Source organism: Mogibacterium diversum (assembly GCF_938028775.1).
Classification (GTDB): Bacteria; Bacillota; Clostridia; order Peptostreptococcales; family Anaerovoracaceae; genus Mogibacterium; species Mogibacterium diversum_A.
In genome coordinates, this window is record NZ_CALIZG010000007.1 from 117,274 (window position 1) to 133,643 (window position 16,370).

General features: G+C 37.6%; 17 protein-coding genes. All 17 read right to left on the reverse strand.

The features are described 5' to 3' along the window. Positions 1–8: 8 nt before the first annotated feature. The 17 genes from xseB to aspS all read right to left on the reverse strand — a co-directional run bounded on the left by xseB (position 9) and on the right by aspS (position 16,369). Positions 9–209 carry an exodeoxyribonuclease VII small subunit gene (xseB, locus tag Q7O90_RS01315; protein WP_304126502.1) on the reverse strand — a complete coding sequence of 67 codons (201 nt, stop codon included), beginning with the start codon at positions 207–209 and terminating at the stop codon, positions 9–11. 10 nt (positions 210–219) lie between these two features. Then, complete coding sequence (xseA, locus tag Q7O90_RS01320; protein ID WP_304126503.1) at positions 220–1,359, reverse strand: exodeoxyribonuclease VII large subunit; 1,140 nt, start codon at positions 1,357–1,359, stop codon at positions 220–222. Further along, on the reverse strand, positions 1,331–2,311 hold the full coding sequence (locus Q7O90_RS01325; RefSeq protein ID WP_304126504.1) for a peptidase M22: 981 nt from the start codon (positions 2,309–2,311) through the stop codon (positions 1,331–1,333). Before Q7O90_RS01325 ends, xseA begins: the two co-directional genes overlap by 29 nt. Further along, on the reverse strand, positions 2,301–2,702 hold the full coding sequence (gene nusB / locus Q7O90_RS01330) for a transcription antitermination factor NusB (protein ID WP_304126510.1): 402 nt from the start codon (positions 2,700–2,702) through the stop codon (positions 2,301–2,303). The genes Q7O90_RS01325 and nusB overlap by 11 nt, the downstream gene beginning before the upstream one ends. After that, positions 2,702–3,058 carry an Asp23/Gls24 family envelope stress response protein gene (locus Q7O90_RS01335; RefSeq protein ID WP_304126512.1) on the reverse strand — a complete coding sequence of 119 codons (357 nt, stop codon included), beginning with the start codon at positions 3,056–3,058 and terminating at the stop codon, positions 2,702–2,704. Before Q7O90_RS01335 ends, nusB begins: the two co-directional genes overlap by 1 nt. Then, on the reverse strand, positions 3,051–4,376 hold the full coding sequence (locus Q7O90_RS01340) for a hemolysin family protein (protein WP_304126514.1): 1,326 nt from the start codon (positions 4,374–4,376) through the stop codon (positions 3,051–3,053). Before Q7O90_RS01340 ends, Q7O90_RS01335 begins: the two co-directional genes overlap by 8 nt. Positions 4,377–4,428: 52 nt before the next feature. Then, a complete protein-coding gene (locus Q7O90_RS01345; protein WP_304126516.1) occupies positions 4,429–5,667 on the reverse strand; it encodes a peptidase U32 family protein in 1,239 nt (412 codons plus the stop codon). Next, on the reverse strand, positions 5,660–6,322 hold the full coding sequence (locus tag Q7O90_RS01350) for an O-methyltransferase (RefSeq protein WP_304126518.1): 663 nt from the start codon (positions 6,320–6,322) through the stop codon (positions 5,660–5,662). The genes Q7O90_RS01345 and Q7O90_RS01350 overlap by 8 nt, the downstream gene beginning before the upstream one ends. Then, the gene (gene mltG / locus Q7O90_RS01355) at positions 6,322–7,362 is read right to left on the reverse strand and encodes an endolytic transglycosylase MltG (RefSeq protein WP_304126520.1); all 1,041 of its coding nucleotides are present in this window, start codon (positions 7,360–7,362) and stop codon (positions 6,322–6,324) included. Before mltG ends, Q7O90_RS01350 begins: the two co-directional genes overlap by 1 nt. Positions 7,363–7,471: 109 nt before the next feature. After that, on the reverse strand, positions 7,472–8,035 hold the full coding sequence (gene efp, locus Q7O90_RS01360) for an elongation factor P (RefSeq protein ID WP_106056900.1): 564 nt from the start codon (positions 8,033–8,035) through the stop codon (positions 7,472–7,474). An 85-nt stretch (positions 8,036–8,120) separates the two neighbouring features. Then, positions 8,121–8,453, reverse strand: a complete 333-nt coding sequence (locus Q7O90_RS01365) for a YlbF family regulator (RefSeq protein WP_106056901.1) — start codon at positions 8,451–8,453, stop codon at positions 8,121–8,123. Between the two features lie 30 nt (positions 8,454–8,483). Next, positions 8,484–10,526 (reverse strand): ribonuclease J, encoded by a 2,043-nt coding sequence (locus tag Q7O90_RS01370; protein WP_304126525.1) that lies wholly within the window; start codon positions 10,524–10,526, stop codon positions 8,484–8,486. A gap of 15 nt (positions 10,527–10,541) precedes the next feature. After that, positions 10,542–13,022, reverse strand: a complete 2,481-nt coding sequence (gene leuS, locus Q7O90_RS01375) for a leucine--tRNA ligase (protein ID WP_304126530.1) — start codon at positions 13,020–13,022, stop codon at positions 10,542–10,544. A gap of 16 nt (positions 13,023–13,038) precedes the next feature. Beyond that, on the reverse strand, positions 13,039–13,383 hold the full coding sequence (gene rsfS, locus Q7O90_RS01380; RefSeq protein ID WP_106056902.1) for a ribosome silencing factor: 345 nt from the start codon (positions 13,381–13,383) through the stop codon (positions 13,039–13,041). A 2-nt stretch (positions 13,384–13,385) separates the two neighbouring features. Then, a complete protein-coding gene (gene yqeK / locus Q7O90_RS01385; RefSeq protein ID WP_304126535.1) occupies positions 13,386–13,955 on the reverse strand; it encodes a bis(5'-nucleosyl)-tetraphosphatase (symmetrical) YqeK in 570 nt (189 codons plus the stop codon). Then, the gene (nadD, locus tag Q7O90_RS01390) at positions 13,948–14,550 is read right to left on the reverse strand and encodes a nicotinate-nucleotide adenylyltransferase (RefSeq protein ID WP_304126539.1); all 603 of its coding nucleotides are present in this window, start codon (positions 14,548–14,550) and stop codon (positions 13,948–13,950) included. The genes yqeK and nadD overlap by 8 nt, the downstream gene beginning before the upstream one ends. Positions 14,551–14,590: 40 nt before the next feature. Then, positions 14,591–16,369, reverse strand: coding sequence for an aspartate--tRNA ligase (gene aspS, locus Q7O90_RS01395; protein WP_304126543.1), 1,779 nt, complete (start codon positions 16,367–16,369; stop codon positions 14,591–14,593). Between the last annotated feature and the right edge of the window lies 1 nt (position 16,370).

Genomic DNA, 16,370 nt, shown 5'->3' on the forward strand with positions numbered 1-16,370 from the left:
ATCCGCACCTATTTTTCATCAGAATTGAAAACTTCAATTTTCTGTTCTGCTTCGTCGAGCATTTTATTACAAAGCTCTGCATCCGTCATGCCTTGATCAAATAGTTTCATAGACTCGTCAATTGATGTTGTCTGCTTTGTAATGTTATTTGCGGCATCCACTAGATCCTGATAAGCCTCCATAAATGTTTTATCTATATTCTTTGTCATATCACACCTCTTAATTTTGCGTTTTCGACGTAGTTTTAGCTTCAAATGACCCATCAGCCATAGTTATGGTATAAATCTCGTCTAAAGCGATATTTGACATGCCTGAGACCACTTTGTCATTCTTTGTGACAAGAGCATAACCCTTATTGAGCACATTAGTTGGATTATTCTCCTTAAGTGTTATAACTGCTTTATCTATGTTAAGTTTCATTTCGCGAATCTTGCCACTCATTGCATGGATGAGATGTTCTCTTTGAATTTTAATATTGTTACGCTCCATCTTAATTTTATAAGCGATGGATTTTTTTAACTCTTGTTCATTTCTCGCGATTTGCTCTTTAAGTTCAAATGTATTAATAGCAGCCATATCAGCAGCAGCGGTTGGGGTCTCGGCTCTTGCGTCAGCCACCCAATCCGATATTGATACATCTGATTCGTGACCAACTGCACTGATAGTCGGAATCTCTGATGCAAAGATAGCCCGTGCAACACCTTCATCATTAAAGGCCGCTAAATCTTCAGCTGAACCACCACCACGTCCAATAATAAGAACGTCTATACGTTTGACGGATTTACTATAATTATTAGCAGTTTCAATACTTTTTATGATGCTCGCCGGAGAACCTATGCCTTGTACTAGCGTTGGAAAAATAATTATATCAGCATAATCGTTCTTGCTTGTGATTATCTTCTTAATGTCCTCTATAGCTGCTCCAGTGTCAGAAGTTATGACACCGATTCGCCTAGCAAACTTAGGGATTGGTTTTTTATGTTCTCGAGAAAACAACCCTTCAGACTCGAGGAGCGTCTTTACTCGATTATATTCCTTTGCAAGGTCGCCTTCACCAAAGCTTTCAACCATACGGATGGAAAATGAATAGTTACCACCACGAGCATAAGCGCTTATGTCTCCAAGCACTACTATTTTACTACCATTCTTAATAAGAGATGTGTCGATTCTCGAAATATTACTCCTCCATATGACGGTACGAAGTACACTATTTTCATCTTTTAGGGAGAAATATATATGACCGCCACTCGTAGAAACACCTGATACTTCACCTATTAATGGCAAATTCTTGAGGTTAGGATCACCGTTTAATTTTTTTGAAACGTACTCGTTAAATTGTGTTATTGAAAATGGATTCATTAAATGCGTTTCCTCCAAGAATAGATATGCCTACTGCGTTATCGCCAGATAGATCTGAGCTACCAAAATTTATTTTCAAATAACTACTTTCGCCCATAAGTTCTTTTATCTTTGTTCTAAAATACTTACTAGATGCCACTCCCCCAGCCATATAAATATTAGGTATATCAAACTTATTAGCAAGATATTTTGAAACATCGAAGAGCAATATCGATAGTCTTTCCATAAGCTCCGCGGCAACTTCCGCTCTTGATTCTTCGATTGCATTTAAAACTTGATACTCAATACCTGACAAATTAAACCATCCATCATCAACCTTAATCTTTGTAAGGTTGCTAGATCCGTTATATCCATATTTTAAAGCGAGTTGATCGATATACTTCCCCGCTGGAAAATTGTAACCAAGAGCAACGCCAGCTCTATCTAGTAGCTTTCCAACACTTATATCCTTAGTTCCCCCAATTATATCAAGGTCATAGTGAATATCGTCTCTAGTCGCAAGAAGAGCTTCTGTTGTGCCGCCACTGAGATGAAAAAATATTATTTTATCATCTGACAAGTCCGTATCAAAAGATTTTAAAACTGCAGCTACATGTCCCTCCTGATGAGAAAATGTATATAGCGGTACAGCAAGACTGCTGCTTAGAAGTTTAGCTGCATTAAATCCTGCCATAAAAACGGGCATGTATGAACTTTCAACTCGTCTAGGAGCATCGGAAACAGATATACAACAAATCTTACTTCTATCTACTACAGAAAGAGCCTCATCAATAAATGAAGGCAGAACATTTACGTGCTTAAAGAAAGCGATAGACTGCCTTAGTCCAAGCGCACCGTGTTCAACCTCCAAAAAATCTGACTTTTCAAATATTGTATTGTTATCTTGATCAGTAATTGCAACCGACGTTTTGTAATTAGATGTATCTATGCCAAGACAATATCTATTGCTCATTTAACTCCCTATTTATCTTACCAAGTACCGAGTTTATGAATGCGTAAGACCTTTCATCTCCGTAAATCTTGCCTAGTTCAACGGCTTCATTAATAGAAACATTTGCCGGAATTGAATCAACATATAGAATTTCAGCAAGTGCAGTTCTGAGTATCGCGAGATCAGCCTTAGGGAGTCTGTTTATATCCCAATTATCAATATTCTTAGAAATAAGTTTATCTATTTCACTGATATGATCTCGAATAGCGTTAAGTGTCTCTGTTGCTTGATTTTGTTTTAACGCCTTCTCTGCCTCTTCGACACAGGTGAGTTGCTCATAATCAAAATTATCAGTTACATCCATTTGGTAAACGAACTGCATTATGTTTTCTCTAATTATTCTTCTATCCATTAATCATTCTCCTGGTCGATTCCTTCTACACTTATGTTTACAGCGTCTACTTTCAGTCCAGTAAATTCTTCGATTACATTTTTGATTGTACTCTGAATTTCATAAGATAACTGAGGAATGTTGTAACCATAATACACTATAATATGTAAGTTGATAGATATATTATCGCCGTCTCGATTAATTCGCACGCCATTCATACCGCTATCACGACCAAAAATATTTTTTGAAAAATTATCAGAAATACTTGAAATCATTTTACTTACGCCTTTGATTTTGTGTACTTCCTCAGTAATATATCCAACAATAACCTGATCATCTATCGAGATACAGCCATTACCAGTATTGAAACTACTCATCTAAATTGTCTTCCTTTTCGCTATACTTATCATGATCTTCGATTGTTATACGAACTTTTTCAATACGTCTATCTTTTACCTCTAAGATTTGGAAAGTTATATTACCATATTCGATGGGGTTATAGGTGGAGTTCTCTTTAGGAATTTCACCTATATAATCAATTATAAATCCTCCAACAGTCTCACTATTCTCAGATTCAAGTTCGATACCAGTTTCTCTGTCTAGATCATCAAGATATACATTTCCATCAACAGTGTATTCTGAGTCAGAAATCTTCTCTATGATCCTATCTTCGTCATCAAATTCGTCATCGATATCTCCAACTATTTGTTCGATAATATCCTCAATTGATACTATGCCACTAAACCCGCCGTACTCGTCAATTAATATTGCAATATGTTGTTTTGTCTTTTGCAGTTCTACAAAAAGGGAGTCGATATTCTTGGTTTCAGGTACCAAATAAGGTTCTCGCATTATCTCTTTGATATTTATGTTATCAAAACCAGAAGAAGCACCTTTCAGCAAGTAGTCTTTAACCAGAAGAAGCCCTATAATGTTGTCGGTATCACCATCACATATTGGAATACGTGAGTGACGAAGCTCCATTAACTCTTCGAAATACTCGTCTTTATCATCCTGTAGATCAATCATAAAAACATCAGTTCGTGGTGTCATGATCTCATATGCGAGTAAATCATCAAATTCAAATATGCTGTCGATCATTCGACGCCCTTCTTCTTTGAGATCACCACTTTCCTGACCTTTATCTAGCATTGATCTTACATGATCTTCAGAGAACTGCGTATCATCTACATCAATATCTTTTCTCATCACGAGAAGAAATAAGTTGGCAACGCCTAAACATAGCTTTGTGATAGGAAATAGTGCAACATATACAAACCGCTGCATTTTAATCAATCTGATAGAATATGAATCGGCAGATTGTGCGGCAAGCTTCTTTGGGAAAATATCAGCTATAGCAAAGTAAATAGTAGCAAAAACAATATTCGCTATAATTGGAAGAAATCTGTATGTACTCAGCCTATTGTAAAAACCAAAATTAAAAACAACTATGGCAATTATTGCCATCGAATACATGAAAATCCTATCCGGATACTGGTATTTAGATGGTTTTTTTATGAAATTATGGATGAGCTCCACTCTTTTATTGTTAGGCTCGTCCTCTAAAATTTCGTTAAGCTTGTTTCTATCTACACAATCAAGTGCATTCAGTGACGCAGAAACCAATCCATTGACAATTAGAATTACGAACACTATAAGTACATATATGGTCCAACTCACGGGGTCAGATGACATGATTTTCTCCTTTTAATAATTTATTTAATATAAATATGCGATATTGTTGCTTTTATGATTCCTTTTTCTTCCTGAGTATGAAGTCAGATGGATACGTTTTGCTAAGTTTAACTTTGATTATCTGCTGAGGATGAGGCGCTGATTCTATTGGATTATTATTCTCATCATACATTTCTCTAACTATCTCATCAATATAATCTGTACGAGGTCCAAAAACTTCGATATCCTCGCCAACACAGAATTTGTTACGCTGTTCGACAATGGTTAGACCACTATCAGGTTCATAGCCTCTTACAACACCTATAAACGAATACTCACGAGTGTAATCGCTGCTAGAATAATTCTGCCCATTACTATCGGGCTTAGAATAATAGAAACCGTGATAAAACTCTCTGTGACTGGCTTTGCACAGCTCTTTATACCATTTTTCCTGAAATGTGTAATTATCTGGATCCTCAAGATATGCATCAAGCGCCGCTCTATATGCAGAAACAACAGTCGCTACATAAAATGGGCTCTTCATACGTCCTTCTATTTTCAGAGAGGAGATTCCAGCATCTATTAAATCAGGAAGTTTATCAAGCATGCATAAATCACGGGAATTCATGATATAACTTCCTCGATCATCTTCTTCAACAGGATAATACTCACCTGGTCTTTTTTCTTCAACTAGTGAATATTTCCATCTGCATGGATGTGTACATGAACCTCTGTTTGCATCTCTACCAACCATGAAATTACTAAGTAGACATCTGCCTGAGTAAGACATACACATAGCTCCATGAACGAATGCCTCAATTTCGGTATCAGGCGGAAGAACTTTTTTCATCTCTCTAAGCTCTTCAAGGCTCATCTCTCTGGCTGCAACGATTCTTTTTGCACCCATTTGTTCAACCCAAAATGCAGCAGTCATATAGTTAGTCGTATTCGCCTGTGTGCTAATATGAATTTCAGCATCAGGGATGATGCCTTTTACTATTGTCATTACACCTGGATCTGAAACAAGGAATGCATCAATTGGTATATCCTTTATCTTTTCAAGATATGCCTTAAGCGGTGGAATATCATCGTTATGCGGATATATGTTGATGGTCATGTACCCTTTAGCATCGTGTTCATGGATAAATTCCATCGCTTCTTTGATTTCGTCTATAGATAAATTTCCTGCCCCGGCACGAAGGCTAAACAGTTCACCTCCAAAGTAAACTGCATCAGCCCCATATATAATAGCCGTCTTAAGCTTCTCAATATCTCCAGCTGGAGCAAGTAGTTCGATTTTCTTATTAATCATTTAGTTTAATTACAGCAAGACCATCACCACAGCTTAACAATGAAATGGTCAAATCCTTTCTACCCTTTAAATACTCTAAAAACTCTTTCATCCTCTTGACGCTTGTACGGTGTCTGCGTCCAGGATCAATTGTTGAACCAGTTAAATACCCATGAATTAGCATATTGTCACAGATTATGGTTGCCCCTGGTTTTGATAATTTCTCAGCTCTATCAAAGAACTCACGGTAATGACTCTTTGCGGCATCTATAAAAATAAGATCAAATCGTGCATCTGGTGAATTATCCTTGATTAAAGAATCTAATATGCCATTTGCATCACCAAATTTTAAATTGATTCTGCTTTCTAAACCAAGTGATTTTATGTTAGAAACCGCATAATCGTACATATGAGGGGCTCTCTCAATCGTTGTGATATGAGCCCCCTCGCAAGTAGTAGCAAAATAACATGCTGAATACCCGTAAGCTGTTCCGATCTCAAGTATATTATTTGGTTTCGCAATCTTTAAAAAAGTATTTAAATAGCTCTCGGTTTCACGCAGTATCAACGGTACATTATCATTCTCACAAAAGGATCTAAGTTTTTCTAAATTATCTGATATGGGTGAGTAAAATGAGTCTAAAAGATTAACGATTTTTTCGTCAGTTATACTCATTATTTGTTCTTCTCCGCTAAAGCTTTTGAATAAGCTTCTTTGTCTTTTAGGAATTTATTATAGTCCTTACTAAAGTTGTGTGTACCATCAAGCTTCTCACTTACAACATAATATAAGTAATCGGTGCTCTCAGGATAAAGAGCAGCTTTAATCGACGCCTTTCCAGGTGAACATATAGGTCCTGGTGGTAATCCTTTATTAGTATACGTATTGTATGGTGAATCAATCTTTGTATCAGCAATTGATAGATTCTCTTTAGGTTTTCCTAGTGCATATTGAATGGTTGCGTCAATCTGAAGAGGCATACCAGCTTTGATTCTATTGTATATAACACTTGCAATCTTAGCTCTGTCTCCATCATATTGAGACTCACGTTCTATTAGAGAGGCAATTATTATTATTTCATTTTCACTTAGATTTAGCTCTTTTGCACGCTTCCTATATTTCTTATTAAACACCTTATCATACTGATTGAGCATCGTAGTGATAACCTGGGTTTCATCAGCATCTAAGTCTACCGCATAAGTATCTGGATAGAGATACCCTTCGAGATGATTATCCCCTGACTGAGCACCTTTAAGAAAAGAAAATTTGCTAAAATCTCCGTGCTTAGCAATTTCAAGGAATTTATCTTTGTTAACAATTCCCTCTTTGTCTAATTTAGTAGCAGTCTGCTCAATAGTATATCCCTCAGGAATTGTAAAGGTCTTTGTACTTGAAACTCCCTTAACGATAGTCTGTGCTATATCACTAGATCTCATGCTAGGAGATACTGAAAAGCTACCAGCCTTGTATTTACCATCATATCTCCAAATCTTAGACACGAGCTTATACTTAGATACGCTGCTGATTACACCCTTTTTGTAAAGCTCCTTCGCAATATCATTAGTTGATGAACCTTCTTTTATCTTAACTACTACAAATGTATTATCTGTTCGATCTTTTGGTTTGTTAATTATAAGAAGCGATGCACTTAATGCGATAAGGATGAGCAATAAAGTGATAAGAATGCCTAATGCTTTCTTTACTGACTTCTTCATATTACCTCCAACAACTAGGAATATTGTTAGCCAATATCAAACTAAATTGAAATTAGCTAACAATTTACATTACACAGTATTTAAATTGATAATTTAAATGAACTTTATACTACTTAGATCTTCCTAAGTACTCTCCACCATTTCTAGTGTCTATCTGAATAACCTCTCCCTCCTCGATGAAGATTGGAACCTGAATTACAGCGCCTGTCTCAACTGTAGCAGCTTTAGTAACATTAGTCGCTGTATCTCCCTTAACTCCGGGCTCAGTTTCGATAACCTTGAGGTCAACGAAGTTTGGAGCTTCAACAGCAAAGGCATTTCCCTGATAGAATTTAATAGTAGCGGTATCATTTTCTCTGATGAACTTTACAGCGTCTTCAACGAGATCTGCGCTTAGAGGAACCTGGTCGAAAGTCTCCTGATCCATGAAGTAGTATAGCTCGCCATCGTTATAGAGATACTGCATAGTCTTTGTCTCGATATGAGCCTTTGGGAACTTATCGTTAGGGTTAAATGCCTCTTCTCTGGTAGCACCAGTAAGAATATTTCTGTACTTAGTCCTAACGAAAGCAGCACCCTTTCCAGGCTTTACATGCTGGAAGTCAAGTACTACATGTGGCTCTCCGTTCATCTCGAAAGTTACGCCTTTTCTGAAATCTCCTGCACTAATCATACTTAATCTCTCTTTCTGTGATATTAAAAATTAAAATTATTATCTTTATGCAACGTATATGTATGTATTATATCAAATATTCACGTTAAATATTAATCTTTACAACATCTGATAGGATTTCATACACGTCCTTCATCATTATAGCAAATCTCGCCTCTGCTTGCATGTATTCTGCAGCTTTAGGATTAGATGACATCATAGCATACATTGACTGCATCTGAGCCATTGCCTCTTGTCCAATCTCTTCACCGCTTAATTGCTTAGCTTGAATCTCGATTTGACGCTTTTGTATATCGCTGATCATCTGATTGAGAGTCGGATCCTGCTCTATCTCCTTGCGAAGCTTATCATAGTCCATGAACTCATTACTTGCCTTAATTGCAGATGCAAGTTCATGGGCACTTGAATATACATTCATATTAAACACCTCCTGAAACCAAAGCGTTCATTAAATATCCATTATCACTGGTAAAATTACTGGACTTCTACGTGTTTTCTTGTATATGAAGCCCCTCATATCATCTTTGATAATATTTTTTAAAGCGTTAATATCTTCTGAACCCAGATTATTCCATTTATCGATTGACTCGTATACAACTTCAGTAGCTTCGTTTATAAGAGGCATATTCTCCTTAACATAGATAAAGCCACGTGTTATAAGCTCAGGTCTAGCAGCTAGTAATCCTGAATTACTATCAATCGAAACAGCGATAACAATTAGTCCTGACTCAGAGAGCTGCTTTCTATCACGTAGTACAACGTTTCCAACGTCTCCAACACCATAACCATCTACGAGCACATCTTCTGCAGGTGCTGCAGCTGGTTCAACCTTTGCCTGCTTACCAGTTATACGAAGTGCATCTCCGTTGTTCATAACGAAGATATTACCTCTATCCATCCCCATTGATTCAGCAAGCCGTGCATGTTCTCGTAGATGGCGATATTCGCCATGCGCAGGTATAAAGAATCTTGGTTTTACAAGCGAATGTATCAGCTTTAATTCTTCTTTACATGCATGCCCTGAAACATGTATATCGACAAAATCTGATAAAAATACGTTAACTTTTTTCTCGTAAAGCTTATTAACTATATTAGTTACTGCTTTTGCATTGCCTGGAATTGGCGATGATGAGAAGACGACAGTATCACCAGACTTTAATTTAACGGCTCTATGAGAATCATTTGCCATTCTTGTCAGTGCAGACATAGGTTCGCCCTGACTTCCGGTGGTAATAATGGTGATATTCGCATCTGGAATATTTCCAATTTTTCTTATATCAACAAAAGCGGATTCTGGAAGATTAACATATCCAAGTTCTCTAGCTAGTGTTAGAACATTTTCCATAGAACGACCAGAGATCGCAATCTTTCGTCCGTACTTAATCGAAGCCTCCATGAAGTACTTGATTCTATATATGTTAGATGAGAATGTTGCTATGATTAAACGTTTCTCCGTCTTTGCAAAAATCTCATTCATAGAATCTACAACGACTCTTTCTGATGGAGTATATCCCGGTCTTAGCACATTTGTACTATCACAGAGAAGAACGTCGACACCTTCTTGTCCCAATTGCGCAAATTTAGCAAGATCAATTCTCTTGCCATCTAATGGTGAGTAGTCAATCTTAAAATCACCTGTATGAACGAGATGGCCTCCAGGACACTTTATCGAGTATGCCATTGCATCCGCAATACTATGATTAGTATGAATAGCTTCAACTCTGAAAGCACCAACATTAAAGATGTCACCGGCTTCGATAACATGTTCTTCCATGGCTAAACCATGTTCTTTTAGTTTATTTCGTATGAGACCCATAGCGAGTGGAGGCGCATACACTGGAACGTTTATTTCCTTGAGAAGGAACGGTACCCCACCTATATGATCTTCGTGACCGTGAGTTATGATAAGACCCTTGATTCTTTCCATATTTTCTTTAAGATATGTGAAATCAGGAATCACAACGTCGATTCCAAACATCTCATCTTCAGGAAATGAAAAACCACAGTCAATTATAAGAATATCGTCTCTATATTCAACGAGAGTAATATTTTTTCCAATTTCCTTGAGGCCGCCTAATGGCATAACACGCATAGTTTCGATTGGCGCTTTAGGTCGTTTCCTTTGATTGTTTTTCTGATTATTTACAGAGTGACTGTTACTTGGTGTATTCTTGCTACCATTTCCAAGTTTTTTATTTTGGTTATTGTTTACTCTTTTGCCGTTTTTATTTGTGTTATTGTAGGTAATGTTATCGTTATTAAACCTATTGTTTCTTTTCTGAGTTCCACTTTTAGACTGTTTATTATTTCCTTTATTAGCAGTGACTTTTACCCCTTTGGCTCTGGAACGAGAATTATCACTAACTTTAAAATTGCTATTACGTGGCGATGAGTCACCGCCACGATTATTAGCTATATTTTTTCTTGTTACTGAAGGATTTGAGCTACCTGTATTCTGGAACTTTTTACTATTTCTATTTTCTATTCCCATATTCATACCCGAAGATTACTTAGCCACGAAGTTTACTAGCTTACCTGGAATTACTATAGCTTTTACGATATTTAAATCACAGATAGCCTCCTGAACCTTATCACTATTTCTCGCAGCTTCTTCAAGCATTTCCTTTGATGAATCTTTTGACATTGTGAGCTTGTCCTTCAGCTTTCCATTTACTTGGACAATAATCTCAACCTCATCAAGAACCAATGCTGATTCATCATATTCTGGCCAAAGCACATTATATATGCGTGATTTTTCACCTAAATCAGACCAAAGTTCTTCACATATATGTGGTGTGAATGGGCTTAGAACCAATATTGTGCTCTTAATAGCCTTATCGAGAAGAGGCATATTAACATTTTTAAGCTGCTTATACTTGTATAGCTCATTAACCAGCTCCATTATCGAGCTGATTGCAGTGTTGAAGCTGAATCTACCTCCAACATCATCTGATACTTTCTTAATAGTTTTATTTAATTGATAGTTAAGAGCTTTATCTTCAGGAGTAACTGCAACTACATCACCAGAAACTGCATCAATATCTCTGATATCTGTTACATAATCATATACAAGTCTGTAAACTCTGTTAAGGAATCTATAGCTTCCCTCTACACCAGCGTCTGACCAATCGAGCTCCTTTTCTGGTGGTGCAGCAAATAGTATGAACAATCTAGCAGTATCTGCCCCATATTTCTTCTGAATTTCCTCAGGACTAACAACGTTACCAAGTGATTTGCTCATTTTAGCGCCATCCTTAATAACCATACCTTGTGTGAGAAGATTTTGGAACGGCTCTCTAGCCGAAACAAAGCCAAGATCTGCTAGTACCTTCTGGAAAAATCTTGAGTACAGAAGGTGAAGAATTGCGTGTTCAACACCACCGATATACTGATCCACACTCATCCAGTAATCAACTTTATCTCTATCAAAAGGTTTTTTGTCATTGTGAGGATCACAATATCTTAAAAAATACCATGATGAATCAACAAACGTGTCCATAGTGTCGATTTCTCTTCTAGCTGGTTTTCCGCAGCAAGGGCAAGTTGTATCAATAAAAGTTGAGCTAGTAGCTATTGGTGATTCACCCTTACCTGTAAATTCGATATCGGTAGGAAGCTTTACTGGAAGATTCTCTTCTTTTTCAGGTACCCAGCCGCATTCATCACAATAAACCATCGGTATAGGGCATCCCCAGTACCTCTGCCTTGAAATTAGCCAGTCCCTTAGCTTAAAGTTAATTGACTTCTTTCCGATTCCTTTATCTTCAATATAATCGATAACCTTAGGAATTGATTTAAGATTATCTAGACCATTGAACTCACCTGAATTGATTAATTTACCTTCTGCAGGAGCAGCCTCCTTTAGGTCGTATAAATCAACTTCAGGGTCATTGACGTCTACTACTGGAATAATGTCTAGGCCAAATTTCTTTGCAAACTCAAAGTCCCTCTGATCATGAGCAGGAACAGCCATTACAGCTCCAGTTCCGTAGTCCATAAGAACGTAATCTGAAATGTAAATAGGAATCTTCTTGCCAGTAAACGGATTTATACAGTAACGCCCTATGAATACACCGGTTTTCTCCTTTGTCAGTGAAACTCTCTCAATTTCGCTCTTATGTGCACATTCTGCAATGTATTCATTTGTTGCTTCTTCGTATTCGGTTCCTACAGTTAACTCCTTTACATAAGGATGCTCTGGAGCCATAACCATAAATGTTACTCCGTAAACGGTATCACATCTCGTCGTATATACATTTAGAGCATTATCTGTTCCATCTATCTGAAATCTGATTTCAGCTCCTGTCGATTTACCAATCCAATTCTTCTGCATAAGCTTAACTTTATTTGGCCAACCATCAAGCTTATCAAGATCTTCAAGTAAAGCGTCAGCATAATCAGTAATCTTTAAATACCATTGAGATAGATGCTTTTTTGTTACAGGTGTATGACAACGCTCACAAGCCCCTTCAACTACCTGTTCATTAGCGAGAACTGTCTTGCATGAAGGACACCAATTCACAGGATTCTCTTTCTTATAAGCGAGTCCTTTCTTCTGAAATTGGATAAATAACCACTGCATCCAGCGATAGTAATCTTCCTTGCATGTAGCTATCTCTCTATCCCAGTCATAGCTAAATCCAAGTGCAGATAGCTGCTTACGCATCTCGGCAATGTTGCTATCAGTCCAAATTGCAGGATGAATACCGTTCTTTATAGCTGCATTTTCTGCAGGAAGTCCAAACGAATCCCAGCCCATTGGATGAAGTACATTAAAGCCCTTCATTTTCTTAAATCTTGCAATAGCATCTCCAATAGAATAGTTACGCACATGTCCCATGTGGAGTTTTCCCGATGGATATGGGAACATCTCGAGTGTATAGTATTTTTCTTTTGAGTTATCATCACTCGTTTTAAAGGCCTGTTCATCAGACCAAATTTTTTGCCACTTTGATTCTATCTCGCCGAAATTGTATTTTTCGTTCATAATCGTACCCTTTCTTTTATTCTTCAATGAATACTATTTCGCAATCACTCCAAATCTTATCGAGAGTGTATTTGTCTCTAGTCTCTGCCGTAAATAGATTTATAATTATATCCCCATAGTCTGCGAGAATCCATCCGGAACCTTGAATCCCTTCGACGTTTTTCTGTTCAAGTCCCAGCTCCGCTGCCTTCCCTTCTGCGAAGTCAAGAAGCGCACTAAGCTGTCTGTCAGAACCTGCAGTTGCGTTGATGAAAAAATCTGCAAATGAGGATTTTTCAGCAATGTTAATAACTGTAATATCACGAGCCTTTTTCTCGGATAAAACCTTAGCTATCTCAATTGCGTTATTCTGCATTGTCATAATTAACCCTTCCTTTCGGTAATTTTATCAAGAATGAAACGTTTTGCTTCATATGTGTCATCATCGACTGAAATGCCTCGTCTACCTAATAATTCAATACTGAAATCTATTATCTCAAGACAAGCTGTATCAAGGTCTTTTCTAGCAAGATCTCGAAGTTCTGCTGCTTCGGGATAATTTCTGTTAATTTCGATAGCGTCAGCAACATAGACAATTTCCTCAAGCATACTCATTCCATAGCGACCTGCAGTATGGGATGAAACTGCCATCAAAATCTCTGGATCATCGATACCGAAATCTATTCTAAGCATTGCCGCACCCACTTTAGAATGGGCAAGCTCAGGTCTATTGTAATATTTTAAATCGATACCATATGTCCTTATCAAACGATTCATGGTCTCACAAGAGAAACATTTTGCTATGTCATGGACCAATCCTGCAAATTGAGCTTTTTTAACATCGGCACCATATATCGATGCTAAGTCACCAGCCATCTCTACCACCCCTAACGAGTGAGTATATCTTTGAGGTTTAAGTACATGCTTAAGATAATCGTCAATCTCTCTAGTCATTGTATAATCCATTTTTTATTATATATTCCTCAACATTTGCACTTACTAAACCTGTAATTGATCTCCCATTCCTACATAGTGCACGTATCTGAGATGATGAACAGTCAATCGGAGGCATATGCAAAATATGTATTTCGGCGTTGTATGTCTTACGATATTCGGCTATTTTTTTAGTGCCCGAATAATTATCAACTCCAGGTCTTAAAGCGGTAATAAGAGGAAATTCCTTTAAAATATTCTCTCCTCTATACCATGAGTCTACAGCAACTACGGAATCAAATCCCAATACGAAGTAAAGACGAGCATCATATATAGCTGTAAGTTCATTCAGCGTATCATATGTATATGAAATACCTTTTTTTTCTATCTCATATCTAGTCATCTCTAAACGCTTATCAGATGCTATGGCTAGTTCAATCATGTTGCATCGATGCTCAGCTGAAGTAATATTCGCATCTAGCTTGAATGGTGAGACTGAATTGGGCATGAATACCAATTTATCTAAGCCTAATTCATTTAAAGCTGTCGTTGCCAGTGCAATATGTGCAATATGAATAGGATCGAATGTACCGCCGAATATCGCTATTTTTTTCATCAAGATTATTTCCTATAAACTAAAAGTTATTAGCATATAATTAGTTGTGTTCATGCTTGGCCACAACGGCTAGTCCTAACTCTTCAAGCTGAACAGAATCTGCCTTTCCAGGAGCTTCTGAGACAGGGCATTCAGCATTCGCATTCTTAGGAAATGCAATTACTTCTCTGATGCTACTCTCGCCAAGTAAAAGCATTACCATTCTATCTAGTCCATATGCGAGCCCTGCATGAGGGGGTGCACCATACTTGAACGCCTCGATAAAGAATCCGAACTTCTCCATCCTTTCCTCTTCTCCGAGACCAAGTACCTTAAACATTTTATCTTGAAGTTCTCTATCGTGAATTCTGATTGATCCACCACCTAGTTCAACTCCGTTTAAAACTATGTCATATGCGTCTGCATTTAAAGATAGTATATCTCCATCGAGCTTATCTAATTCATCAAGTTTTGGCTGAGTAAATGGATGATGCATCGCTTTAAGATTGCCCTCATCATCCTTTTCAAACATTGGAAAATCCACTACCCAAAGGAAGTTAAACTTGTTATCGTCAAGAAGACCAAGAATTCCGGCAATTTTCCTTCTAAGCCATCCTAAAGTATCAAACACTACCTTTGGCTGTGCGGATACAATAAATATTATATCACCCGGTTTTGAGCCACAACGTTCAGCTACTTTAGTTAATTCTCCATCATTAAGAAACTTGCTCGCCGAAGAAGAGAACCCATCTTCTTCGACTTTTATCCATAGAAGTCCCTTTGCGCCATAGTGCTTCGCTTCATCTGTAAGCTTGTCAATTTTCTTTCTAGAGAACTCAGCTGCTCCACCAGGAATTGAAATACCTCGTATGTCCCCACCAGTTTCAAGTGCGTCTTTAAACACCATAAAGTCGCTTTCTTTAAATATATCGTTTAATTTATTTAATTCAATATCAAAACGAGTATCAGGCTTATCAGAGCCGTATCTCTCCATAGCTTCTTTATATGTTAATCTTGGGAACGGAGTATCTATGTCGATTCCTTTTAATTCCTTCATTATGCGTTTCAGCAAACCTTCCTGCATACTTATAACATCATCAGAATCTGCAAAAGACATCTCGAGATCTATTTGAGTAAACTCTGGCTGCCTGTCTGCGCGAAGATCTTCATCTCTAAAGCACTTAACAATCTGAAAATACCTATCAGTACCTGCCACCATAAGGAGTTGCTTGAACATCTGTGGTGACTGAGGGAGTGCATAGAAAGACCCGTGATTAACTCTGCTTGGAACAAGATAGTCCCTCGCTCCTTCTGGCGTTGGTTTAATCAGCATCGGGGTTTCAACTTCGGTAAATCCATTTTCGTCGAAATAATCACGTACAAGCTTCGTAAGCCTGTGACGGAATGTAAGGTTTCTTTGCATCTTACTCTTCCTCAGGTCCAGGTAGCGATACTTTAACCTGAGGTTTTCATCTACATTATCGTCATCCTTAATATAAATCGGTGGAGTATCAGCTTCGGAATAAATCACAAGGTCATTTGCAAAAACTTCTATTGCTCCAGTTGGCAAATTATCATTCTTTGAAGATCTTTCCTTTACCGTGCCAGTAACCCCTATAACGTATTCTGATCTGAGGGATTTCGCTTTCTCTAGAAGCTCTTCCGGGATATCCTCGTTAAATGTAATCTGCGTAATTCCGGATTTATCTCTGATGTCGACAAACACAAGACCACCAAGGCTTCTAGCCTTAGCAACCCAACCGTTTAGGACAACTTCTTTACCTGCGTCTTCTAATCTTAACTCACCGCACATATGTGTTCTTTTAAGTAATGTAGACATC

What these genes read in the sequence shown, in the direction of transcription:
- xseB (WP_304126502.1), bottom strand. Translation starts at nt 209, where the DNA reads ATGACAAAGAATATAGATAAAACATTTATGGAGGCTTATCAGGATCTA.
- xseA (WP_304126503.1), bottom strand. Translation starts at nt 1,359, where the DNA reads ATGAATCCATTTTCAATAACACAATTTAACGAGTACGTTTCAAAAAAA.
- Q7O90_RS01325 (WP_304126504.1), bottom strand. Translation starts at nt 2,311, where the DNA reads ATGAGCAATAGATATTGTCTTGGCATAGATACATCTAATTACAAAACG.
- nusB (WP_304126510.1), bottom strand. Translation starts at nt 2,702, where the DNA reads ATGGATAGAAGAATAATTAGAGAAAACATAATGCAGTTCGTTTACCAA.
- Q7O90_RS01335 (WP_304126512.1), bottom strand. Translation starts at nt 3,058, where the DNA reads ATGAGTAGTTTCAATACTGGTAATGGCTGTATCTCGATAGATGATCAG.
- Q7O90_RS01340 (WP_304126514.1), bottom strand. Translation starts at nt 4,376, where the DNA reads ATGTCATCTGACCCCGTGAGTTGGACCATATATGTACTTATAGTGTTC.
- Q7O90_RS01345 (WP_304126516.1), bottom strand. Translation starts at nt 5,667, where the DNA reads ATGATTAATAAGAAAATCGAACTACTTGCTCCAGCTGGAGATATTGAG.
- Q7O90_RS01350 (WP_304126518.1), bottom strand. Translation starts at nt 6,322, where the DNA reads ATGAGTATAACTGACGAAAAAATCGTTAATCTTTTAGACTCATTTTAC.
- mltG (WP_304126520.1), bottom strand. Translation starts at nt 7,362, where the DNA reads ATGAAGAAGTCAGTAAAGAAAGCATTAGGCATTCTTATCACTTTATTG.
- efp (WP_106056900.1), bottom strand. Translation starts at nt 8,035, where the DNA reads ATGATTAGTGCAGGAGATTTCAGAAAAGGCGTAACTTTCGAGATGAAC.
- Q7O90_RS01365 (WP_106056901.1), bottom strand. Translation starts at nt 8,453, where the DNA reads ATGAATGTATATTCAAGTGCCCATGAACTTGCATCTGCAATTAAGGCA.
- Q7O90_RS01370 (WP_304126525.1), bottom strand. Translation starts at nt 10,526, where the DNA reads ATGGGAATAGAAAATAGAAATAGTAAAAAGTTCCAGAATACAGGTAGC.
- leuS (WP_304126530.1), bottom strand. Translation starts at nt 13,022, where the DNA reads ATGAACGAAAAATACAATTTCGGCGAGATAGAATCAAAGTGGCAAAAA.
- rsfS (WP_106056902.1), bottom strand. Translation starts at nt 13,383, where the DNA reads ATGACAATGCAGAATAACGCAATTGAGATAGCTAAGGTTTTATCCGAG.
- yqeK (WP_304126535.1), bottom strand. Translation starts at nt 13,955, where the DNA reads ATGACTAGAGAGATTGACGATTATCTTAAGCATGTACTTAAACCTCAA.
- nadD (WP_304126539.1), bottom strand. Translation starts at nt 14,550, where the DNA reads ATGAAAAAAATAGCGATATTCGGCGGTACATTCGATCCTATTCATATT.
- aspS (WP_304126543.1), bottom strand. Translation starts at nt 16,369, where the DNA reads ATGTCTACATTACTTAAAAGAACACATATGTGCGGTGAGTTAAGATTA.